Source organism: Nonomuraea sp. NPDC005650 (assembly GCF_040605375.1).
Lineage (GTDB): Bacteria > Actinomycetota > Actinomycetes > Streptosporangiales > Streptosporangiaceae > Nonomuraea.
This window is the reverse complement of the sequence record NZ_JBEXCR010000043.1, coordinates 24841-43672: the sequence shown is the minus strand read 5'-3', so window position 1 is coordinate 43672 and position 18832 is coordinate 24841. Positions and strand designations below refer to the sequence as shown.

Genomic DNA, 18832 nt, shown 5'->3' with positions numbered 1-18832 from the left:
CCGGCCCGGCCGGGCCCTCGCGACCGCGTCTAGCTCGGGATCGGGTACGGGAACGCGCTCGTCACGCCGATCTTGTCGTACTCCATCTTCGAGGTGTCGAAGCCGTCGGCCCAGTTGGCGTTCTTGACCTCGTTGCACTTGTAGGCCTGGTACTTGTCGTCGCTGACCTTGCCCACCTCGACGTTCTCGATCGAGAACCCGCAGCCGCCCGCGTCCATGTGGACGCCGCGCGTGCCGGAGTCCGGCATCTGCCCGGCGGGGTCGTTGATGACGTCGCCGATCACCATCTGCGAGACGTAGTTGTCGATCGGGTGCGGTTCGACGTTGTGCACGCCGTAGGTGTAGAAAGCGCCCATGTCGCCGCTGTCGAGGCCGGTCTCCTCCAGGCGGATGTAGGAGAAGCGGTTGTTGCGGGCGTAGTTGTCCTCGTTCTTGATCTCGGGGCGCACCTCCAGGCTGATGCCGTAGCGGGCGCTGTGCTTGACGACGATGTTGCTGACCACGTTGTTGCCGGTGTTCATCATCTCGATGCCGGCCGCGTCGCCGGGCACCAGCTCACCGACGTGGTAGATGTAGTTGTTCGAGAACGTGTGGTGCCCGGTGATGTCGCCCTCGCCGGGATAGCCGCCCTCCACCTTGATGCCGTCGCCGCCGAGGTTGTCCAGCAGGCTGTCCGTCACCTTGACGCGCTCGTTGGCGAAGAGCAGGAAGACGCCCGTGAACCCGCTGTCGGACAGGTGCAGCCTGGTCAGGTCGATGTCGCGGGAGTTCGTCACGGTGATCATGCCGAACCGGTTGCGCGGCAGCTCGATCTGCCGGTCGTAGATCGGGTACTTGTGCTCGTAGCCCGAGTCGCCGGCGGCGTTCCACCCGTACCGGTACCAGTCGACGAAGTCGGAGTACTGCAGCGCCAGCCCGTCGAAGGAGAGGTTCTGCACCCGCCGCTCGGGCGAGGACCCGGCCAGCGAGATGAGCGTCTTGACGGTGGGGGCCATGACCTTGTCGATCGAGCCCTTCGGCCAGTAGTAGACCTCGCTGTTGGCGAAGTCGAAGTAGTACTCGCCCGGCTGGTCGAGGAAGCGCAGCGTGTTCTGCAGGAAGTAACGCGAGCCGCTGCGGCTGTTGACGAGGCTGAAGCGGGTGTCGTGGTTGAACGTGAAGAAGTTCTTGCGGAAGTCGGCCCCGCCCAGCGGCACGGTGTCGCTGAACCAGCTCCACGACCCGCCCGACCAGACGACCATCTGGGAGTTCTTGTCGAAGTCGGCGTCCCACTCCTTCGGGACGTCCTTGGGGTCGAAGAAGAGCCAGTTGTGCACGGCCTGGTACTCCGCCTCGGGCAGCACCGAGAACAGGTACGGCGACCAGAGGTCGTCGCTGGTCCTGTTCGGGTAGCGGGCGGTGGTGGCGCGCTTGCCGTCCTCGAAGAGGGTGTAGAAGTTCCGGTCGACCTTGGTCTTGTAGATGTTGTCGTCGTACTTCTGCCAGCCGGTCAGCGGCCTGGCCCCGAGCAGCCTGGCCTTGCCGGGGCCGTCGGCGCTGCGGTAGATGATCTTGTGGCCGTTCTCGCCGGAGTCGGCCTCGGTGAAGGTGATCGTCTTGTCGACGACGTAGTCACCGGTCTTGAGGTTGACCACGATGTCGCAGTTCTGGTGCTGCTTCTTCTTGGCCCGGAGCTGGTCGCGGGCCTGCTCGATGGACTTCCACGGGCGCTGGGCGCTCCCGTCGCCGCGGTCGCCGCCTGAGGGGGAGACGAAATAGTCACATGTCTTGGCGGCCACCGCCGGGGTCGGGGTCGTCAGCCCGCCCAGGAGTAAGACGACCGCGCCCAGGGACCTGAGGATCACTGGCTCTCCTTAACTTCCCGCCACCGCTCGTACTCGGCGCGGGTCTCGGGGGTGAGTGGGTAGTAGTCGGAAAGCGCCCCGCCCTCCTCGATGCGGGCGCGGCTGTAGCGCTCCCACTGCTCGTGGTCGGCGGCGGCCTCGAGCACCGACGCGGCGCGCCGGCGCGGCACCACCACGGCGCCGTCGTCGTCGGCCACGCACAGGTCGCCGGGCAGCGCGAGCGCGCCGCCCACGGCCACCGGCACGTCGTACGCCCACGGGAACAGCTCCGCCTGCGAGGCGTAATGAGGGGTCGCGCCCGTGGTCCAGAGCGGCAGCCCGATGCCGCTCACCCGGGGCAGGTCCCGGATCCGGCCGTCCACAACGATGCCCGCGCCGCCCCTGCCCTTGAAGTAGCGCACCAGCATGTCGCCGAAGCAGCCGGTGTACGCGCTGCCGTACGCCTGCACGAGCAGCACGTCGCCGGGCTCGATCGTCTCCAGCACGGCCCACAGCGCGGTGTGCCGTTCGACGTACTCCTGGCCGAGCCCGGAGGCGATGTCCTCGCGCTGCGGCATGAACTGCAGCGTGCGGACCCGTCCGGCGATCTTCTGCCCCTGGGCGATGGGACGCGGTCCCTCGATGAAGGTCCGCCGGATGCCCTGGGCGTGCAGCTTGGCGCAGGCGGTGGCCGAGCTGATCCGCTTCAGCCCCTCCACGAGGACGGGGTCGGGTCCGGCGGGCAGTGGCCCGCGAACAGGCAGATCCCAGATGGCGTCGTCCATGTAACTCCTCAGTAGTGCTGGTGCGACGGCGTGCGGACGCGCGCGGTCGTGTGCAGGTCGAGCCGGATGCGGCGGCCGGGCGGCAGCTCGACGAGAAGGCGCGGCCCGTCCACCGTCACCTCCCGCTCGGACTCGGTGATCGGGGGAGTGGTGTACGCGCGCGGGTCACCCGGGTAGCCCTCGTCGGCCCCGGTAGCAGACACTGTGATGACCGCGCGGTCGATGCGGTGCTCCCCGAACGCGCCCGCCTGGAGCACGACCCTGCGGGTGCGGGTGAGGCCGAGGTTGACCAGCTCGACGCGGGTGCCGTCGGGGCGTACCGAGTCGACCAGCGCGGCCACGTCCTGGGGCAGCCCCGGGCGGTGGCGGTCGGCGTCGAAGTAGGCCAGCCGGGTGGGCAGCAGCCCGCCGTTGTAGAGCACCTGCGGGGTGCCGGTGACGAGCTGCAGCAGCGCCTCGGTGAGCACGGGGTTGAGCCGCTGCCAGTGGTGGACGTGGATGGCGGACAGGTCCTCGCGGTCGGCGTCGATGAGCGCCATCCGGCGCTGCACCTGCCCGAGCGCGGTGGACAGCATGGCCTCGGGGAAGCCGGGGTTGGCGCCGCGCAGGAACTCCAGCCAGGGCGCCTCGTGCCCGGCCTCCTCCTTGTTCCTGAACGGGCGCACCGTGGCCCAGTCGTAGCCGGAGGCGGCTCTCAGCCGGTCGAGCCGATCAGCGTCCTCTCCTCCGAGCGAGGTGTGCCAGAGCCAGACGGGCAGGCCGAGCTGCGGCGGCTGGAAGTCGAACCAGCCCCGGTCGTCGTGCCGGTTCGGCACCAGCATGGTCGGCTTGCCGGCCTCGTCGCCCAGCTCGGCCAGCCAGCGGTCGCTGGTGCTCATCTCGGTCTCGGTCACGCCGGCCTGGACGGCCTGGTCGTACACGATCTCCAGGGGGTCGCGGCCGATGGCGAGCGCGGCGGCGTCGCCGGTCAGCAGGTGGGCGTTGACGGCGGCGATCGCGGCGGCGGCGCCGACGCTGTAGAGGCCGTGCGGCCACTGCCAGCCGTAGGTGCCGCCGTACCAGCGGCCGCCGTGCAGCTCGCCGACCTCGCCGGACAGGCCCACGTTGTCGGGCAGGACCCCGCCGTTGGCCGCGGCCCTGCGTTCCCAGGCGCGGATGTAGCGCAGGGCCCAGTCGCGGTAGCGGTCGTCGCCGTCGTACAGCCAGGCGTTGACGGCCAGGCTGGTCGCGGCCAGGTTCACGGCCACGTCGCCGCGGCCGAGGCGCTCGCTCATGGCGGCGCCCATGCGGGCGGCGTTGCTCGGGTCGCCCAGGTCCTCCCACTCGGCGATGCCGGGCAGGTCGCGCAGCGGCAGGCCGTACGGCCGCATGCTGACCAGGTCCGTGTGGTAGGAGGCCCACTCCCACTGCAGGCCGTAGCGGGGGCCGCCGGCGCCGTTGTGCGGGGCGCGGATGATGTCGTGCTCGTCGTCGTAGTTGGCCGAGCCGGGCAGGTAGAGGTCGGCGAAGCGGCGGGCGCGCTCGCGGAAGCGCTCGTCGCGGGGGTCGGCGGCGCAGATGCCGTAGAACAGCAGCAGCGACTCGCCCTGGTGGAACCAGTCATAGCCGCGCTCGAACTCGTCCACCAGGTAGCCCAGCTCCGTGAGCTGCGCGGTCACGCCCTCCCAGTGGTGCTTGGAGGCGTCCAGCAGGTCGTCGGCACCGCCCAGCTGGTAGAGCGTGGGCCAGTTGAAGAACGCCTCGTAGAAGTCGTCGGCGCCGTCCCGGTCGGCGGCCGGTCCGTGGTAGACGAGCCGCCCGTCGGGGCCGCAGTAGCGGCGGGCGAAGGCCCGCCAGGCCTCGTCGAGGGCGTCGAACAGCCTGCGTTCGAGCACCGCCCAGGCCGGTGGCGCGCCGAGCGGGACGGTTGCCGTGACAGAGGGACCGTCCGCGGATTCCGGGGATACTGTCCGCATCTTCACCCTTTCGTTGCTCCGGCGGTCAGGCCGCTGATGATGTGCCGTTGCATGAAGACGAAGAAGACCAGCAGCGGCGCGATGGCCAGCAGCAGCGTCGGGAAGACCACCGTGTAGTCGGTGGAGTACTGGCTGACGGCCGCGTAGACGCCGGTGGTCACGGTGTAGAGGCCGCTGCCGGGGCCCAGGATGATCTGCGGGTTCACGAAGTCGTTCCACACCGAGAAGGTGTTGAGGATGACCATCGTGGCGACCGCGGGCCTCATCAGCGGGAAGACGATCTGCCAGAACGTACGCAGCCTGCCCGCCCCGTCCACGGCCGCGGCCTGGTCGAGCACGGCCGGGACGGTGGCGATGTAGCCGGCGTACAGGAAGATCGAGAACGGTAGCGTTAACACGGTCTCGAACAGCACGAACCCCCGGATGGTGCCCATCAGGCCGAGGGTCTTGAGCACGTACACGACGGGGATGACCAGCACCTGGCCCGGGATGAACGTCCCGGCCAGGAAGAACAGCATCAGCACCCGGAAGCGGCGCTTCGGGCTGCGGGCGATCACGTACGCGGCGGGCGCGGCCAGGACCACCGACAGCACGTTGACCGCCACCACGAACAGCAGCGTGACCGCGTATCCCTTGACCACGTTGAACTGCGGGTTCGTCAGCGCCCTGCCCAGGGGCTCCAGCGTGAGGGCCCCCAGGCCGAACGGGTCGGCCAGGATGTCCTGCTGGCCCTTGAACGCGTTGACGGTCAGCACGTACAGGGGGATGAGCATGAAGGCGACGGTCGCCCAGAGGAATGTCCTTCTCACTGGTGGACCGCCAGTTCGCCGCGCCTGCGCAGCCTGGTCACCACGAACGCCAGCGCCGCCGTCACCAGCATGAGCAGCACCGACTGCGCGGAGCCGAAGCCGAGGCGGGCGTCGTGGAAGGAGTTCCACAGGATGAGGTAGGCGACGGTCTGCGTCTGCCCGGCCGGGCCGCCCGCCGTCAGCGACACCACCAGGTCGTACGTCTTGAGCAGCGTCACCAGCGACAGCACGATGTTGACGGTCACGGACGGGCCGAGCGCCGGGAGCGTCACGTTCCTGAACACCTGCCAGCGCGTCGCGCCGTCGATGCGCGCCGCCTCGATGAGGGAGTGCGGCACGGCCTGCAGCCCGGCCAGGTAGAGCACCACGTTGACCCCGAACCCGGCCCACACCAGCACCCCGATCATGGTGACCGTGGCCCAGGCCGGATCCGACAGGAACGGCAGCACCTCGCCGCCCCACTTCGTCACCAGGTTGTTGACCGCGCCGTTCGTGCCGAGGATCGCCGACCAGAGGAAGCCGACCACGAGGGCGCTGAGCACGTGCGGATAGAACAGGACGATCCGGAAGAACGTGTTCGCCTTCGAGGCGCCGTTCACCAGGAGGGCGAAGCCGAGGCCGAGCAGGTTGAGCCCGGCCGTGCCCGCGGCGGCGACCAGCAGGGTGACGAGGGCGGCGCGGCGCAGCTCGGGGTCGTCGAGGAGGTCGAGGTAGTTGGCGGCGCCGACGAAGGCGGGGTCGGCGCTGAATCCGTCCCAGTCGGTGAGGCTCAGGTAGAGCGCCAGGGCGACGGGGACGATCAGCATCACGGTGTAGAGGACGGTGGCGGGGGCGACCATGATCGTGGTGGCCCACCCGTCGCCACGCCTTGTCTTCTGGAGGACTGTGGTTTCGGGGATGACTGGGGGTGCTTCCCGGGTGAGCGTCATTTGCGCCCGGCCAGCCAGCGGTCGACGCCCTCGGCCACTTCCTTGGGCGACTTGCCCACGTACAGGCCCTGGACCTCGGTGTTCCAGGCGGCGTTGAAGCCCTTGGGGAGGGTCGCGTCGCCGTACCCCTCGCCCTGCGGGACGCCGGAGGGGGCGCTGTCGAGGATCTGCTGGACCTGCTTCTCCAGCGGGGTGAACTCGCGCTCCACGCCGGCGCGGAAGTTGCCGTCCTGCTTGAGCTGGCTCTTGACCGCCGCCTGGTCGCTGACGAGCCACTGCACCAGCTTGAGCGCGGCGTCCTTGTTCGGGGTGGACTTGAGGATCATGTACGGGGCCGCCATCGTGGCGCCCTGCGGGCCGGGGTACGCCTGGCCCTTGTCGACCGGGGCGGGGAAGACGCCGACTTCGAAGTCCTTCTTGGCCTTGGCCTCGGCGGCGGTGAACCAGCTGCCCATCACGTACATGGCGGCCTTGCCGGACAGGAACGCGGTCTCGGCGTCGGCGTACTTCGTGCCCAGGGCGTTCTTGTCGACGTACCCCTTGTCGATCCAGGTGCGGTAGCGCTCCAGGTAGGGCAGCAGCGACTCGCCGGCCTTGAGCTTGCCCGCCTTGACGTCCTGCTGCCAGGTGGGGTGGAGCTGGGCGCGCGACGGGCCGGAGAACTGCAGCAGCTGCAGCCCGGTCAGGAACTCGCCGCCGGTCTGCAGCGGCAGCCACCCGGCCGCCTTGAGCTTGCCCATCGCGGCGTCGAACTCGTCGAGCGTGGTCGGCGGCCGGTCGATCCCGGCCTTGTCGAACGCGCTCTTGTTGTAGAAGACCAGCGACTGCGCCTGCACGCCGACGCCGACCGTGTAGATCTTGCCGCCCAGGCTCGCCTCCTTGGCCAGCGGCGTGTCCTTCGTCCACGGCTGGTCGGTCAGGTCGAGCATCTGCTTGGAGAGCGTCTCGTCCGCCGTCAGCGTCTCGATCACGTCGGGCGCGTTCCCCGCGGCGAGCTGCTGCGGCAGCGTGTCGGCCACGCCCTTGCCGGTCGGCGCCTCGACCTTGACGTCGATGCCGGGATTGGCCTGCTCGAACGGCTTGACCAGGCCGTCCCAGTACGCCTGGGTGAGGTTGGGGGTGATGTTGACCAGCATCCGGACCGTGATCTGGCCGCCCTCGCCCTGCTTGGCCTGCGAATCGCCGGCGAAGCCGCCCCCGCCGCAGCCGGTGAGCAGGAGTAGGCAACCGAGGGCTGTGGGGGCGAGGAATGGATGGGGGGAACGCATCGCACCTCCAAGGGGGCGAGATCTGCGACGCCTTTTAATGGGTCGATACTCGATTAGCGATTATTTAATACGTTGGTCACATGGCCTCGTCAAGGGGCTATGTGGTGCTACAAATAAGTTTCCAGCGGATGACTGAGTCATAAATACGTTAAGGTGGGGCCGTGGCTGGACGCGATGACGACAAGCGGCTGGTGTTGGGCGAGGAGGAGCGCACCGCCCTGCGCGAGTGGGCCGAAGGGTCCTCCGGAGGGCTTGGGCTGCGCAGCAGGATCGTGCTCGCCTGCGCGGACGGGCTGCCGCGCAAGGAGATCGCCGTCCGGCTCGACGTGAGCCCGGCGACGGTGGCCAAGTGGCGGGCCCGCTTCGTGGAGCGCGGGCTCGACGGGCTGTCGGACGCGCCGCGGCCCGGCCGCCCGCGCAGCGCGGAGCGGCAGGAGGCCGAGCGGGTGATCGCCGCCGCGGCCGACGGCCCCGCCGTGCCCTCGACCCGTACGATGGCGCGGCAGCTCGGGCTGTCGCAGTCGACGGTGGCCAGGATCTGGCAGGAGCAGCAGATCGCGCCGCCCGCTGCCCGGTTGCTGCCCAGGGAGCTCCTGTCCGACCGCGTCTACGCGCTGCTGCGCGGGTGGATCGTCTCGGGGGAGCTGGTGGCGGGGCAGCGGCTGGTGGAGGCGGAGATCGCCCGCAGGGTCGGCACCAGCCAAGCCCCGGCCCGTGAGGCGATCAAGCGGTTGGCGCACGAGGGGCTGGTCATCTCCTATCCCAACCGGGGGAGCTACGTCGCGGAGATCTCGGACGAGCAGGCCCGGGAGGTTCGCGACATCAGGGTGCTGCTGGAGGAGTATGCCGCACGGGGCGCCGCCGCCCGCATCCAGGCCGACACCCTGCGGGAGCTCTCGGCCGACGTGCTGGCCATGCGGCAGGCGGCCCAGGACGGGGACATCGGCGCCTTCCGCGACGCCGACCTGGCCTTCCACCGGCGGGTCTGCGCGGCCTGCGGCAACTCCTTCCTGCTGCGGCTGTGGCGGACCATCGAGTCGAACCTGTGGAGCCTGCACGTGGTGGGCAACCCGCTGTACGACGGGGACTGGACGGCGATGGCGGGCCACCACGACGACCTGGTGGCGGCGCTGGCGTCGGGCGACCCGGACGAGGCCGCCCGCCTCTTCGCCGCCCACGCCCGCGGCGAAGCCTCCCGCACCCGCCCCCGCACCCGCCCACCATCGGAACCCGCACCGGCCCACCCCTGACACCGGCCCGCCTTTGGCGCACCCGAACCCCGGGGTGGCCGCCCGGCTCGGCGCGCGCTGCCGTCGGCGGGTCGGCGCCGCCTGAGCGGTGGCCCCCTCCTGAGCGGCGCCGCGTCGGTGGGGCGTGGTGTGGTGGAGTCCGGCGCCCGTGCACGGCGCGCGACCGAGGGTGCCGCGTGCCGTGTCACGAGGCCGCGCCTGCCGGAGGAGACCCGGGAGGGGCGGGGTGGGGCGGCGGGGCTCAGGTGGACGGGGTGACGTCGTAGGTGCCTCCTCGATGGGTGTCGAAGACGACGACGTTCGGCTCGGGGCGGGAGACCGCGACCGGGCGCCCGCCCGACGTCACCGTCACCGGCACAGCCGTCCGGAGGGTGAGCTTGCGGCCCAGGTCCGAGCGGATCCGCCCCCGAGCCAGCCCGCCCGTGCTCCACGACAGGTCCACCTCGAAGCCGCCCCGCGCCCGGAAGCCCCGGATCGACCCCGTGGGCCAGGCGGCGGGCAGGGCGGGCAGCAGGTGGACCTGGTCGCCGTGGCTCTGCAGCAGCATCTCCGTGATCCCCGACGTCCCGCCGAAGTTGCCGTCGATCTGGAACGGCGGATGCAGGTCGAACATGTTCGGCGCCGTACGGGCAGGCAGCAGCAGGTTCGACAGCCGCTTGTACGCCTCGGGCGCGTCCAGCAGCCGCGCCCAGAAGTTGATCTTCCAGGCGAGCGACCACCCCGCCCCCGCCTCGCCCCGCAGCTCAAGAGTGCGCCGGGCGGCGGCGGCCAGGTCGGGCGAGAGGCGGGGGTCGATCTGGTGACCGGGGAACAGGCCCCACAGGTGCGAGATGTGGCGGCTGCGGGAGAGCGCGGCGTCCCCCCGGTAGTCCTCCTGCCACTCCTGGATCTGGCCCAGGTGGCCGACCTGGTTCGGGACGAGCCGCGAGCGGGCCTCGGCGGCCTTGGCGCGCATCTCCGCCTCGACCCCCAGGATCTCCGACGCCTCCGAGAAGGCCCCGAACAGGTCCCGCAGGATCTGCATGTCCATCGTGGGCCCGGCGCAGATGCTGACGTTCTCCCCGCCGTCCTCGTGGTGACCGACCTCAGGGGAGTGCGACGGGTTCGTCACCAGGTAGCCGCTGCGGGGATCGGTCTGCAGCGTGTCCAGGAAGAACTCCACCGACCCCTTGATCAGCGGGAAGTGCTCGCGCAGGCGCCGCTCGTCCCCCGTGTAGAGGTAGTGCTCCCAGAGCATCAGGCACAGCCACGCCCCGCCGCTGGGCCACACGCCGTAGAACGCGAAGTCCACGGGCGCCGTCCCGCGCCAGCCGTCGGTGTTGTGGTGCGCCACCCAGCCCTTGGCGCCGTACTGCGCCGCGGCCGTCTTCGCCCCCGTCTCGGCCAGGTCCTTGATCAGGTCGAACAGCGGGTCCATGCACTCGATCAGGTTCGCGGGCGCGGCGGGCCAGTAGTTCATCTCGCAGTTGATGTTGATCGTGTACTTCGACTCCCACGAGGGCGTGAGCGAGTCGTTCCAGATGCCCTGCAGGTTGGCGGCGTAGCCGGGGGAGCGGGAGCAGGAGATCAGCAGGTAGCGGCCGAACTGGTAGTAGAGAGCGGCCAGCCCGGGGTCGGTGTCGAGTTGCTTGCGCGCGATCCGCTGGTCGGTGGGGAGCGCGGCGGCCTCCGAGGTGCCCAGGTCGATCTCGAGCCGCCCGAAGAGCCGCTGGTGGTCCCGTACGTGCTTGCGCTTCAGCACCTCGTACGGCTGCCCGCACGCCCGCGTGAGATGCCTGCCCGCCACCTCGGCAGGGTCGCCGCCGACATCCTTGTAGCTGCGGTAGCTGGAGCCCATGGAGATCAGCAGCGTGACCTCGTCCGCCCCCTCGACGATCAGCGTGCCGCCGTCGGTGCGGACCGCGCCGCCGCTGGCCTGCGCCCTGGCCAGGGCGCGGAAGCGGACCTCGCCCTTCAGGCCCTGCGTGTCGGTGCTGACGCCGTCCAGGGCGATCGAGTCGCGGCCGGCGGCCGAGCCGGCGGACGCCTGCGGGCTGGTGAAGGCCGCCTGGAACGTCACCGCGCCGGGCTGATCGGCCGTGTGACGTACGACGACGACCTGGTCGGGGTTGCTGGCGAAGACCTCGCGTGTGTGGCGCACGCCGTCCCGCACGTACGTGACCGTGGTGACGGCCCTGGTCAGGTCCAGCTCGCGGCGGTACTCCGTGAACTCGGCCGCGCCGGGGAACGTCAGCGTGAGGTCGCCCAGCACCTGGTACGGCGCCTGCTCGCTGGGCTTGCCGAGGAACTTCTTGTCCGCCAGGTTCTGGGCGGCCTGCCACTTGTCCTCCCAGACCAGCCGCCTGATCTCGGGGAGTGCGGCCAGGGCCTCCGGATTGTCGTAGTCGTGCGGCCCGCCGGCCCAGATGCTGTCCTCGTTGAGCTGCAGGCGCTCGGTGGCCACGCCGCCGAACACCATGGCCCCGAGCCGCCCGCACCCGACCGGCAGCGCCTCCAGCCAGGCCGCCGCCGGGCGGTCGTACCAGAGCACGAGCGGGCCGGCAGCCGTGGAGGCGTGCGCGGGAGCGGTCACGAGCAGGGATCCGGCCGCAGCGCCTAAGCCGGTCTTGAGTACGCCTCGTCGTGTGTAGCCGTCGTTGGACACCGTCACTCCTGTTCCAGAACACGGTGGAGGGGAGCGCATGGATGCGTACGACCTGTCCGGCTCAGCAGCCGCTCACAGGGACGCCACAAGCGCGGTGAACGTAGGATGTATCTTTACGCGAAGAAGTCATCTGATGTCCATACCTCCCGCAGATCTAGCCGAAAGATGGGAGCTCTGCTAGGTTGCCGATCATGGAGCAGCTCGGACGCAGCGGCGTCGGCGTATCCCGGATCGGCCTCGGCACGGCGCCCCTGGCCGGGCTCTACACCGCGGTCGGCGACGAGCAGGCCGCCGCCACGCTCGAAGCCGCCTGGTCCGCGGGCGTCCGCTACTTCGACACCGCTCCCCGCTACGGCTCCGGGCTGGCCGAGCGCAGGCTGGGCCGGTTCCTGGCGGGCGTCGACCGGTCCGAGGCGACCGTGTCCACCAAGGTCGGGGCGCTGCTCGGCCCCGCCAGGCGCGACTACACCGTGGAGGGCGTCTACGCCTCGCTCGCCGCCAGCCTGGAGCGCTCCGGGCTCGACGCGTTCGACGTCCTGCTCATCCACGACCCCGACGACCACTGGGAGGAGGCCGTGCGGCACGCCTACCCGGCGCTCGCGCGGCTGCGCGAGCAGGGCGGGGTGCGGGCCGTCGGCGTCGGCATGACGCAGGCCGAGATGCTGGTGAAGTTCGTGCGGGAGACGGATGTCGACTGCGTGATGGTGGCCGGCCGCTACAGCCTGCTCGACCGCACGGCGGCCGACGAGCTGCTCCCGCTGTGCGCGGAGCGCGGCACCGGGGTGCTGGTGGCGGGGGTGTTCAACGGCGGCATCCTGGCCGACCCGGGGCCCGGCGCGTACTACGACTACGCCCCGGCGCCCGAGCCCGTGCTGAAGCGGGCGCGCGGCCTGGCCGAGCGCTGTGCCGCGTACGACGTGCCGCTCGCGGCGGCCGCGCTCCAGTTCCCCTTGCGGCACCCGGCCGTGACCGGCATCGTGGTCGGCGCCCGCAGCCCCGAGGAGGTGGCCGAGGACCTCACCCTGGCCGCCACCCCGATTCCCGAAGCCCTCTGGACCGAGTTGGACTGAGCCATGACCCGTATCGACGCCCATCACCACGTCTGGGACCTCGCCGCCCGCCCGCACGGCTGGCTCGACTCCGACCCGATGGCGCCCGTCCGGCGCACGTTCACCCTCGACGACCTCGCCGGGCCCGCGGCGGCGGCCGGGGTGACCGCGACCGTGCTGGTGCAGGTGCTGCCCGACCTGGCGGAGACGCACGAGTTCCTGGCGCTGGCCGCGAAGTCCGACCTGGTCGCGGGCGTCGTGGGCTGGATCGACCTGACCGCGCCCGACGCCGCCGACACCCTGGCGGGCCTGCCGGCCGGGCTGGTGGGCGTCCGGCACGGGGTCCAGTCCGAGCCGGACCCCGGCTGGCTCACCCGTCCCGACGTGCGGCGCGGGCTCGCCGCCGTGGCCGCCGCCGGGCTGGCGTACGACCTGCTCACGCTGCCGCACCAGCTCCCCGCCGCCATCGACACCGTGACGGCCATGCCCGAGCTCACGTTCGTGCTCGACCACCTGTCCAAGCCGCCGATCGCCGCCGGCGAGCTGGAGCCGTGGCGCAGCCGGATCCTGGAGCTGGCCGCCCGCCCGAACGTCTACTGCAAGCTGTCCGGCATGGTCACCGAGGCCGACTGGACGTCCTGGCAGGTGGCCCACCTGCGGCCGTACGCCGAGACCGTCCTGGAGGCGTTCGGGCCCGAGCGGGTGATGTTCGGCTCCGACTGGCCGGTCTGCCTGCTCGCGGCCGGGTACGACCGGGTCGCACAGGCCGCGGACGACCTGTGCGCCGGGTTGTCGGAGGGCGAGCGGGCCGAGGTCTTCGCCGGCACCGCCCGCCGCGCGTACCGTCTCCATTAGGCCGTCTCCATTAGGCCGTCTCCATTAGGCCGGCTCCACTAGGAGACGCGGAAGGTCGTCTGATACGTCCGCGACTCCTGCGGGCCCAGCCAGATCATGCTGCCGTCCTCCCGCGCCGCCGCGTCGCCCGACACGTGGTGGGTGGACGGCTCCAGGCCGACCGCGTAGTTGCCCGAGCGCAGGTTCAGCCACTCGAAGAAGTACGGGAACTCCTCCGCCCGCCACTCCACGGTGACCTTCATCCCGAGCCGGTCGTTGGCCACCGCCACCCGGTGCAGCCCGTCCGCGCCGGGGTTGAGCGCGTGCTCGTACACCTGCTCCACGAACCCCGGCGCCGGCCCCGGGAAGGTGACGTGGTCGGCCTTCTGCTCGGCCACGCTGTCGCTCTGCCAGAGCGTCTCGCGGATGTCGGCCTCCAGCCTGGCGCCCTCGTCGAGCAGCGGCCAGCCCAGGTTGATGTGGTAGAGGAACATGTGCGGCGCCGGCTCGAACCCAGCGTTGGTGACGGTGTCGACGAGCCGGATCTCGTCGCCGCCCAGGTCGGCCTCGATACGGCGGACCAGGCGCAGGTTCTCGGCGAACACCGCGGCCTGGCGCACCTCGCCCTCGGCCCACAGCACGCAGCGCTCGCCGTCCCAGCGCTCGCCGTACCCGGTGAGCCGGGCCGGGAGGTTGCCGGCGCGGCCGTGCAGCCCGTGCCGCACCGACTGGCGGGGCGGGTAGCGGTAGGCGTCGGCGGGCACCTCGTCCCCGAACAGCGTGTGGTCGAGCCCGGCGGTGACGATGAGCCCGGAGAACGAGCGCAGCCAGGACAGCCCGTCCTCGTCGGCGTTCTCGTGCAGCCCGGGGTGGCGGAAGCCGGTGGGGGAGCGCCAGCCGAACGAGCGCCCGGCGTGCTCGGCGTGCCCGATGTCCATGCACCTGTCCACCAGCACGTCGAACGCCAGCCCCGAGCCGGTGCGGAACTCCAGCGTCCTGATGCCCCGCTCGACCCCGTCCCCGAGCGTCACCAGCCGGACCCCGCCGGCCGCGCTCAGGTCCCCGGTCAGCTCGGCCAGCCGCCTGCGGTCCGGCGTCATGCCATCACCCACCCTCCGTTGACTTCGATGGTCTGGCCCGTGACGAACGACGCGTCCGGGCCCGCGAGGAACGACACCACGGCCGCCAGCTCGTCGGGCGTGCCGCGCCGCTGGAGCGACTGCCGCTCCAGGACGAACCGGTTGTACGCCTCGGGGTCCTCGTGGATCTCCTCGGCCGCCGTCGGGAACGCGCCGGGCGAGACGCAGTTGACCCGGATCTCGCGCGGGCCCAGCTCGCGGGCCAGCGCCCTGGTCAGCGCCGCCGCCGCGCCCTTGGTGGCCACGTACGCGGCCAGGTCGGACCAGCCGCCGTGCATGGTGATCGAGGCGATGTTGACGATCGCGCCGCCCGAGGTCATCTGCCTGGCCGCGTGCTGGGCCGCCAGCCAGTAGGCCCGCTGGTTGACCGCGTGCACGTCCTCGTACTCGGCCAGCGGCACCTCCAGGAACGGCCTGGCCGGATAGACGGCCGCGTTGTTGACCAGGATGCCGACCGGGCCGAGCCGCGCCGCCGTCTCGGCGAACGCCGACTCGATCGCGGCCGGGTCGCGCAGGTCCGTCTTCAGGTTGAGCGCGCCTTCGAGGGAGCCGGCGTCGAGGTCGAGCGCCGCCACCTGATGGCCGTCGGCCGCCAGCCGGCGGACGATCGCCCTGCCGAGCGCCCCGGCGGCGCCTGTCACGAGCGCGGTGGTCATCTCTGACTCCATTCCTGGTGCAGGTCCCTGAGCAGGTCGCGAGGCCGGGCGCGGGCCAGCAGCCCGTCGCGGACCAGCGCGGACGACCTCTCCTGCAGAGCGATGTAGCCGGGGAAGCGCGGCCTGATCCAGGCGGCCTCCAGGGTGGCGAGCGTGGGGTCGCCCTGCCAGGCCGCGAGGGCCGCGGGCTGTCCGCCGGTGGCCGGGAACAGCTTCGTCTGCACGGGCTCCGACACCAGGCGGCGCAGGTGGGCGCGGACGGCCTCGCGGATCGAGCCGATGCGCCGCCTGGAGACCACGAGCCCGGTGCCGCCGAGCACGCTCCCGGGCGGCTCGCCCGGCCAGGCGGGGGCGTCCGAGAAGGTCAGCGGGTAGGTCACGTAGCCGTACAGAAGGGGGCAGAAGTCCACCCCGCCGGCCGTCATGGTGTCGAGCACGCCGATCGGGTTGAGCAGCGACACGTCGCGGTCGGACCGCGCGAGCAGCTCCGACATGAGCTCCAGCGCCCGCTCCCCGGCCGCCTCGTCGAGGAAGTCACCCGAGCACAGCGCGCAGAACATGAGGAACGCGTGCGGCCCGCCCAGACACAACGCCATCCGCGCGTCCCGCGCGAACTCCGCCATCTCCGGCCACGTCCCCGGGACCTCGACGCCGGGCCCGGCCGCGCTCACCTGGGTGGCCGCGTCGAGCGGCAGCGCCCACTGGCGGCCCTCCAGGTGGTAGCTCTCGTAGCTCCTGCCGACGAACCGCGTCTCCACCGGCTCGTCGAACAGCTCGTCCATCGGCACCAGAGCGTCCATGGCCGCGCCCAGCCCGGGGTGGTCGATCACGAGCACGTCGTACGTCTCGCACAGCTTCGCGATCGGCTCGGACTCGAACCCCTCCAGAGGCTGCCGGTCCCACGCGATCGGCTCCGGCACCTCCCCGTAGGGGTTGTCCCCGGCCAGGTCGAGCCGCGTCAGCTCGTCCAGCGGCGCGTACCCCCGGGGATGGTCCCAGGTCAGTCCTCGCATGCCAGCACGCCCTCCGCCACCAGCTCGGCCGTGCGCTCCGGCGGGTAGCCGAGCTCCGCCAGCAGCTCCCTCGTGTGCTCGCCCACCAGCGGCGCGCCCCGGCGCACCTCCGGCGGGCTGGCGCTGAAGCCGTAGGGGAAGCCGGGCGTGGTGACCGTGCCCTCGGTGCGGTGCTCGTAGGTGACGAACGAGCCGTTGTGCTTGACCTGCGGGTCCGCCACCAGCTCCGCGTACCCGTACACCGGGCCCGCCCACAGGTCGTGGCGGGCGCAGATCTCCAGCCACTCGGCCGTCGTACGGTCCGGCAGCCGCCCGGCGACCAGCGCGGTGATCTCGTCGCGCCTGGTGTGGCCGTCGGCGTCGCCGTCCATGGCGGCCAGCTCCGGCAGGTCGAGGGCCACCGCGAGCGCGTCCAGCCTGGGCATGCCGAGCGCGAGATAGCCGTCCTTGGTGGCGAACACCCCGTACGGCGCGCGGATGTAGGTGTGGCCGTGCGGCTCGTGCCCGCGCCGCTGCGGCACCCCGCCGACCGTGAAGATCGACAGCTCCTGCATCTGCACGGCGACGGCCGCGTCGAGCATGTTGACGCTCACCCGCTGGCCCTCGCCGGTCCGCTCGCGGTGCAGCAGCGCGGCCAGCGCCCCCTCGAAGGCGCTGTAGGCGGTGATGGCGTCGATCGCGTACGTGCCCGCGGGCGCGGGCGGGTCGCCGTCGCGGCCGGTGCTCAGCATGGCGCCGCTCATGGCCTGCAGGAGCAGGTCCTGGCCGGGTCTCGACACGTACGGGCCGCTCTCGCCGTACCCGGACATGGAGACGTACACGATGCCCGGGTTGATGCCGCGGATCGTCTCGTAGTCCATGCCCAGCCGCTCGGCCACGCCGGCGCGGTAGTTCTGCAGGAACACGTCGGCCGTCGCGGCGAGCCTGTGCACGATGGCGCGGCCCTCGCCGGACTTGAGGTTGACGGCCAGGCTGCGCTTGTTGCGGTTGAGGGACAGGAACGAGGCGTTGACCTGGTTCCCCGTCGCACCGCCCGCCGGGGCGTGCCGCTGCCACTCGCCGGTCACCGGCTCCACCTTGACCACGTCCGCGCCCAGGTCGCCCAGCCGCATGGCGGCCAGCGGGCCCGCCATCGCGATGGACAGGTCGACCACTCGGTAGCCGTCCAGGACGCCCATCAGCGCCCCTCGAAGACGGGCTCGCGGCGCTCGGCGAAGGCGGCCCTGCCCTCGGCCGCGTCCTCGGTGGCGAAGCAGACGGTCTGCAGGTCGCGCTCGTACTGGATGGCCTGGTCGAGCGGCATCGAGTAGGCCGCCTTGAGATTGGCCTTGGCGGTCTGCGCGGCGATCGGCGGGCGCCTGGCGATCGTCGCGGCCAGTTCGAGCGCCGCCGGCACCAGCTTCTCCTGCGGGAACACGTCGGTGACCAGCCCCCAGCTCCGCGCGCGGGCGGCGTCGACGGGGTCGCCGGTGAGCAGCATCGTGGCGGCGTTGCCGGGCCCGACGGAGTGCGCCAGCAGGGCCGACTGGCCGCTGCCGCCGATCCAGCCGAGCTTGATCTCCGGCGCGGCGAACGTCGCCGTGTCCGACGCCAGGCGGATGTCGCAGGCCAGGGCCAGCTCCAGGCCGCCGCCGTAGGCGTAGCCGTTGACGGCCGCGACGATCGGCTTGCGCAGGGCGCGGACCGCGTCGCCGTAGTCGCCGCGGTTGCGGAACTCCCACGGCGTGGCGTACTCGTCCAGCTCGCGGATGTCGCTGCCGACGCAGAACGAGCGCTCGCCCGCGCCGGTGAGCACCGCTGCCCGGATGGCGGGGTCGGCGTCCACCCGGCCCAGGCAGGCGCGCAGCGCGGCGGCCATGTCGGGGGTGATCGCGTTGAGCTTGGCGGGTCTGTTGAGGGTGACGACGGCCACGGGGCCGTCCACGTCGATGAGGACGTCCAAGGTCAGCTCTTTCTGGTTTTTAGCAGCAGAGGCGTATGTGCTGCTCGGCGTCTGCGCGGGCGACCTCGACCACCTCGCGCATGGCCTCCTCGGCCTTGCGGTGGTGCCGTCGCCTGATCGCCAGCGCCACGCGCTCGTGGCCGGGCAGCGTTTCCTTGTTGTGCGCGACCGAACGGGTGTGGACCTGCCGTACGGAGCGCAGGGCGATGCTGATCATGTCGTAGATGTAGAGCAGCAGGTCGTTGTCCGCCGCGGCGAACACCGCCTTGTGGAAGGCCAGGTCGGCCTCGATGAAGGGTTCGGGGTCGTCGGCCGTGGCGTACAGCGCGGCCATGGCCTCGTCGATGCGCCGGACCGCGACCGCGTCCGCCCGCTCGGCCGCCACCCTGGCGGCGCCGGGCTCCAGGGCGACGCGCAGGTCGGCCAGCATCTGGACGTCGCCGGGGCGTGGCTCGGGCTCGAACCGCCAGCTCAGGACGTCGGGGTCGAGCAGGTTCCAGGACCCGCGCGGGCGCACCCTGGTGCCCGCGCTCCGCCTGGTCTCCAGCAGGCCCTTGCCGGCCAGCACCTTCACGCCCTCCCGGACCGCGGAGCGGCCGACGCCCAGCTCGCCCACCAGGTCCTCTTCGATGGGGATGGACGTGCCGGGAGCGAGCTCGCCCGTGACGATGCGAGGGCCGAGGGCCTGGACCACCTGAGCGTGCCTGTCCCGTTTGGGATCGATTGCCACGCCCCG

At 71.6% G+C, this 18832-nt stretch carries 16 protein-coding genes; 3 read left to right on the top strand and 13 right to left on the bottom strand.

All coding sequences use genetic code 11. The features are described 5' to 3' along the window. Positions 1 to 29 precede the first annotated feature (29 nt). The 6 genes from ABZS69_RS50910 to ABZS69_RS50885 form a co-directional block, all read right to left on the bottom strand. The gene (locus tag ABZS69_RS50910; protein ID WP_355387349.1) at positions 30 to 1844 is read right to left on the bottom strand and encodes a right-handed parallel beta-helix repeat-containing protein; all 1815 of its coding nucleotides are present in this window, start codon (positions 1842 to 1844) and stop codon (positions 30 to 32) included. Next, positions 1841 to 2608 (bottom strand): hypothetical protein, encoded by a 768-nt coding sequence (locus ABZS69_RS50905; protein WP_355387346.1) that lies wholly within the window; start codon positions 2606 to 2608, stop codon positions 1841 to 1843. Before ABZS69_RS50905 ends, ABZS69_RS50910 begins: the two co-directional genes overlap by 4 nt. Positions 2609 to 2616: 8 nt before the next feature. Further along, entirely contained in the window at positions 2617 to 4563 is a 1947-nt protein-coding gene (locus ABZS69_RS50900) for a hypothetical protein (protein ID WP_355387344.1), read from the bottom strand. A gap of 2 nt (positions 4564 to 4565) precedes the next feature. Then, entirely contained in the window at positions 4566 to 5336 is a 771-nt protein-coding gene (locus tag ABZS69_RS50895; RefSeq protein ID WP_355387341.1) for a carbohydrate ABC transporter permease, read from the bottom strand. Between the two features lie 32 nt (positions 5337 to 5368). After that, positions 5369 to 6211 (bottom strand): sugar ABC transporter permease, encoded by an 843-nt coding sequence (locus ABZS69_RS50890; RefSeq protein ID WP_355387338.1) that lies wholly within the window; start codon positions 6209 to 6211, stop codon positions 5369 to 5371. 86 nt (positions 6212 to 6297) lie between these two features. Beyond that, positions 6298 to 7569 (bottom strand): extracellular solute-binding protein, encoded by a 1272-nt coding sequence (locus ABZS69_RS50885; RefSeq protein ID WP_355387335.1) that lies wholly within the window; start codon positions 7567 to 7569, stop codon positions 6298 to 6300. A 161-nt stretch (positions 7570 to 7730) separates the two neighbouring features. Between ABZS69_RS50885 and ABZS69_RS50880 the strand changes: the two genes are divergently transcribed. After that, positions 7731 to 8819 (top strand): FCD domain-containing protein, encoded by a 1089-nt coding sequence (locus ABZS69_RS50880; protein ID WP_355387332.1) that lies wholly within the window; start codon positions 7731 to 7733, stop codon positions 8817 to 8819. A gap of 241 nt (positions 8820 to 9060) precedes the next feature. On the opposite strand, the gene ABZS69_RS50875 is transcribed toward ABZS69_RS50880, so the two are convergent. Beyond that, on the bottom strand, positions 9061 to 11463 hold the full coding sequence (locus ABZS69_RS50875; RefSeq protein ID WP_355387329.1) for a glycoside hydrolase family 95 protein: 2403 nt from the start codon (positions 11461 to 11463) through the stop codon (positions 9061 to 9063). Positions 11464 to 11654: 191 nt separating this feature from the next. Here ABZS69_RS50875 and ABZS69_RS50870 point away from each other — a divergent pair, with 191 nt between their 5' ends. Together ABZS69_RS50870 and ABZS69_RS50865 are read left to right on the top strand one after the other, a co-directional pair. Continuing rightward, entirely contained in the window at positions 11655 to 12533 is an 879-nt protein-coding gene (locus ABZS69_RS50870) for an aldo/keto reductase (RefSeq protein WP_355387326.1), read from the top strand. A 3-nt stretch (positions 12534 to 12536) separates the two neighbouring features. Then, complete coding sequence (locus tag ABZS69_RS50865) at positions 12537 to 13367, top strand: amidohydrolase family protein (RefSeq protein ID WP_355387324.1); 831 nt, start codon at positions 12537 to 12539, stop codon at positions 13365 to 13367. A gap of 38 nt (positions 13368 to 13405) precedes the next feature. On the opposite strand, the gene ABZS69_RS50860 is transcribed toward ABZS69_RS50865, so the two are convergent. Genes ABZS69_RS50860 through ABZS69_RS50835 form a run of 6 tightly spaced genes read right to left on the bottom strand, consistent with a single transcriptional unit; the run spans position 13406 to position 18826 of the window. Then, positions 13406 to 14446 (bottom strand): aldose 1-epimerase family protein, encoded by a 1041-nt coding sequence (locus ABZS69_RS50860; protein ID WP_355387321.1) that lies wholly within the window; start codon positions 14444 to 14446, stop codon positions 13406 to 13408. After that, a complete protein-coding gene (locus ABZS69_RS50855) occupies positions 14443 to 15141 on the bottom strand; it encodes an SDR family oxidoreductase (protein WP_355387318.1) in 699 nt (232 codons plus the stop codon). The genes ABZS69_RS50860 and ABZS69_RS50855 overlap by 4 nt, the downstream gene beginning before the upstream one ends. Continuing rightward, on the bottom strand, positions 15138 to 16154 hold the full coding sequence (locus ABZS69_RS50850) for a hypothetical protein (protein WP_355387315.1): 1017 nt from the start codon (positions 16152 to 16154) through the stop codon (positions 15138 to 15140). Before ABZS69_RS50850 ends, ABZS69_RS50855 begins: the two co-directional genes overlap by 4 nt. After that, a complete protein-coding gene (locus ABZS69_RS50845) occupies positions 16142 to 17332 on the bottom strand; it encodes a CoA transferase (protein WP_355387312.1) in 1191 nt (396 codons plus the stop codon). The genes ABZS69_RS50850 and ABZS69_RS50845 overlap by 13 nt, the downstream gene beginning before the upstream one ends. After that, positions 17332 to 18096 carry an enoyl-CoA hydratase/isomerase family protein gene (locus ABZS69_RS50840; RefSeq protein WP_355387309.1) on the bottom strand — a complete coding sequence of 255 codons (765 nt, stop codon included), beginning with the start codon at positions 18094 to 18096 and terminating at the stop codon, positions 17332 to 17334. The genes ABZS69_RS50845 and ABZS69_RS50840 overlap by 1 nt, the downstream gene beginning before the upstream one ends. A gap of 19 nt (positions 18097 to 18115) precedes the next feature. Next, positions 18116 to 18826: a FadR/GntR family transcriptional regulator gene (locus tag ABZS69_RS50835; RefSeq protein ID WP_355387306.1), complete on the bottom strand. Its 711-nt coding sequence runs from the start codon at positions 18824 to 18826 to the stop codon at positions 18116 to 18118. Positions 18827 to 18832: the final 6 nt, after the last annotated feature.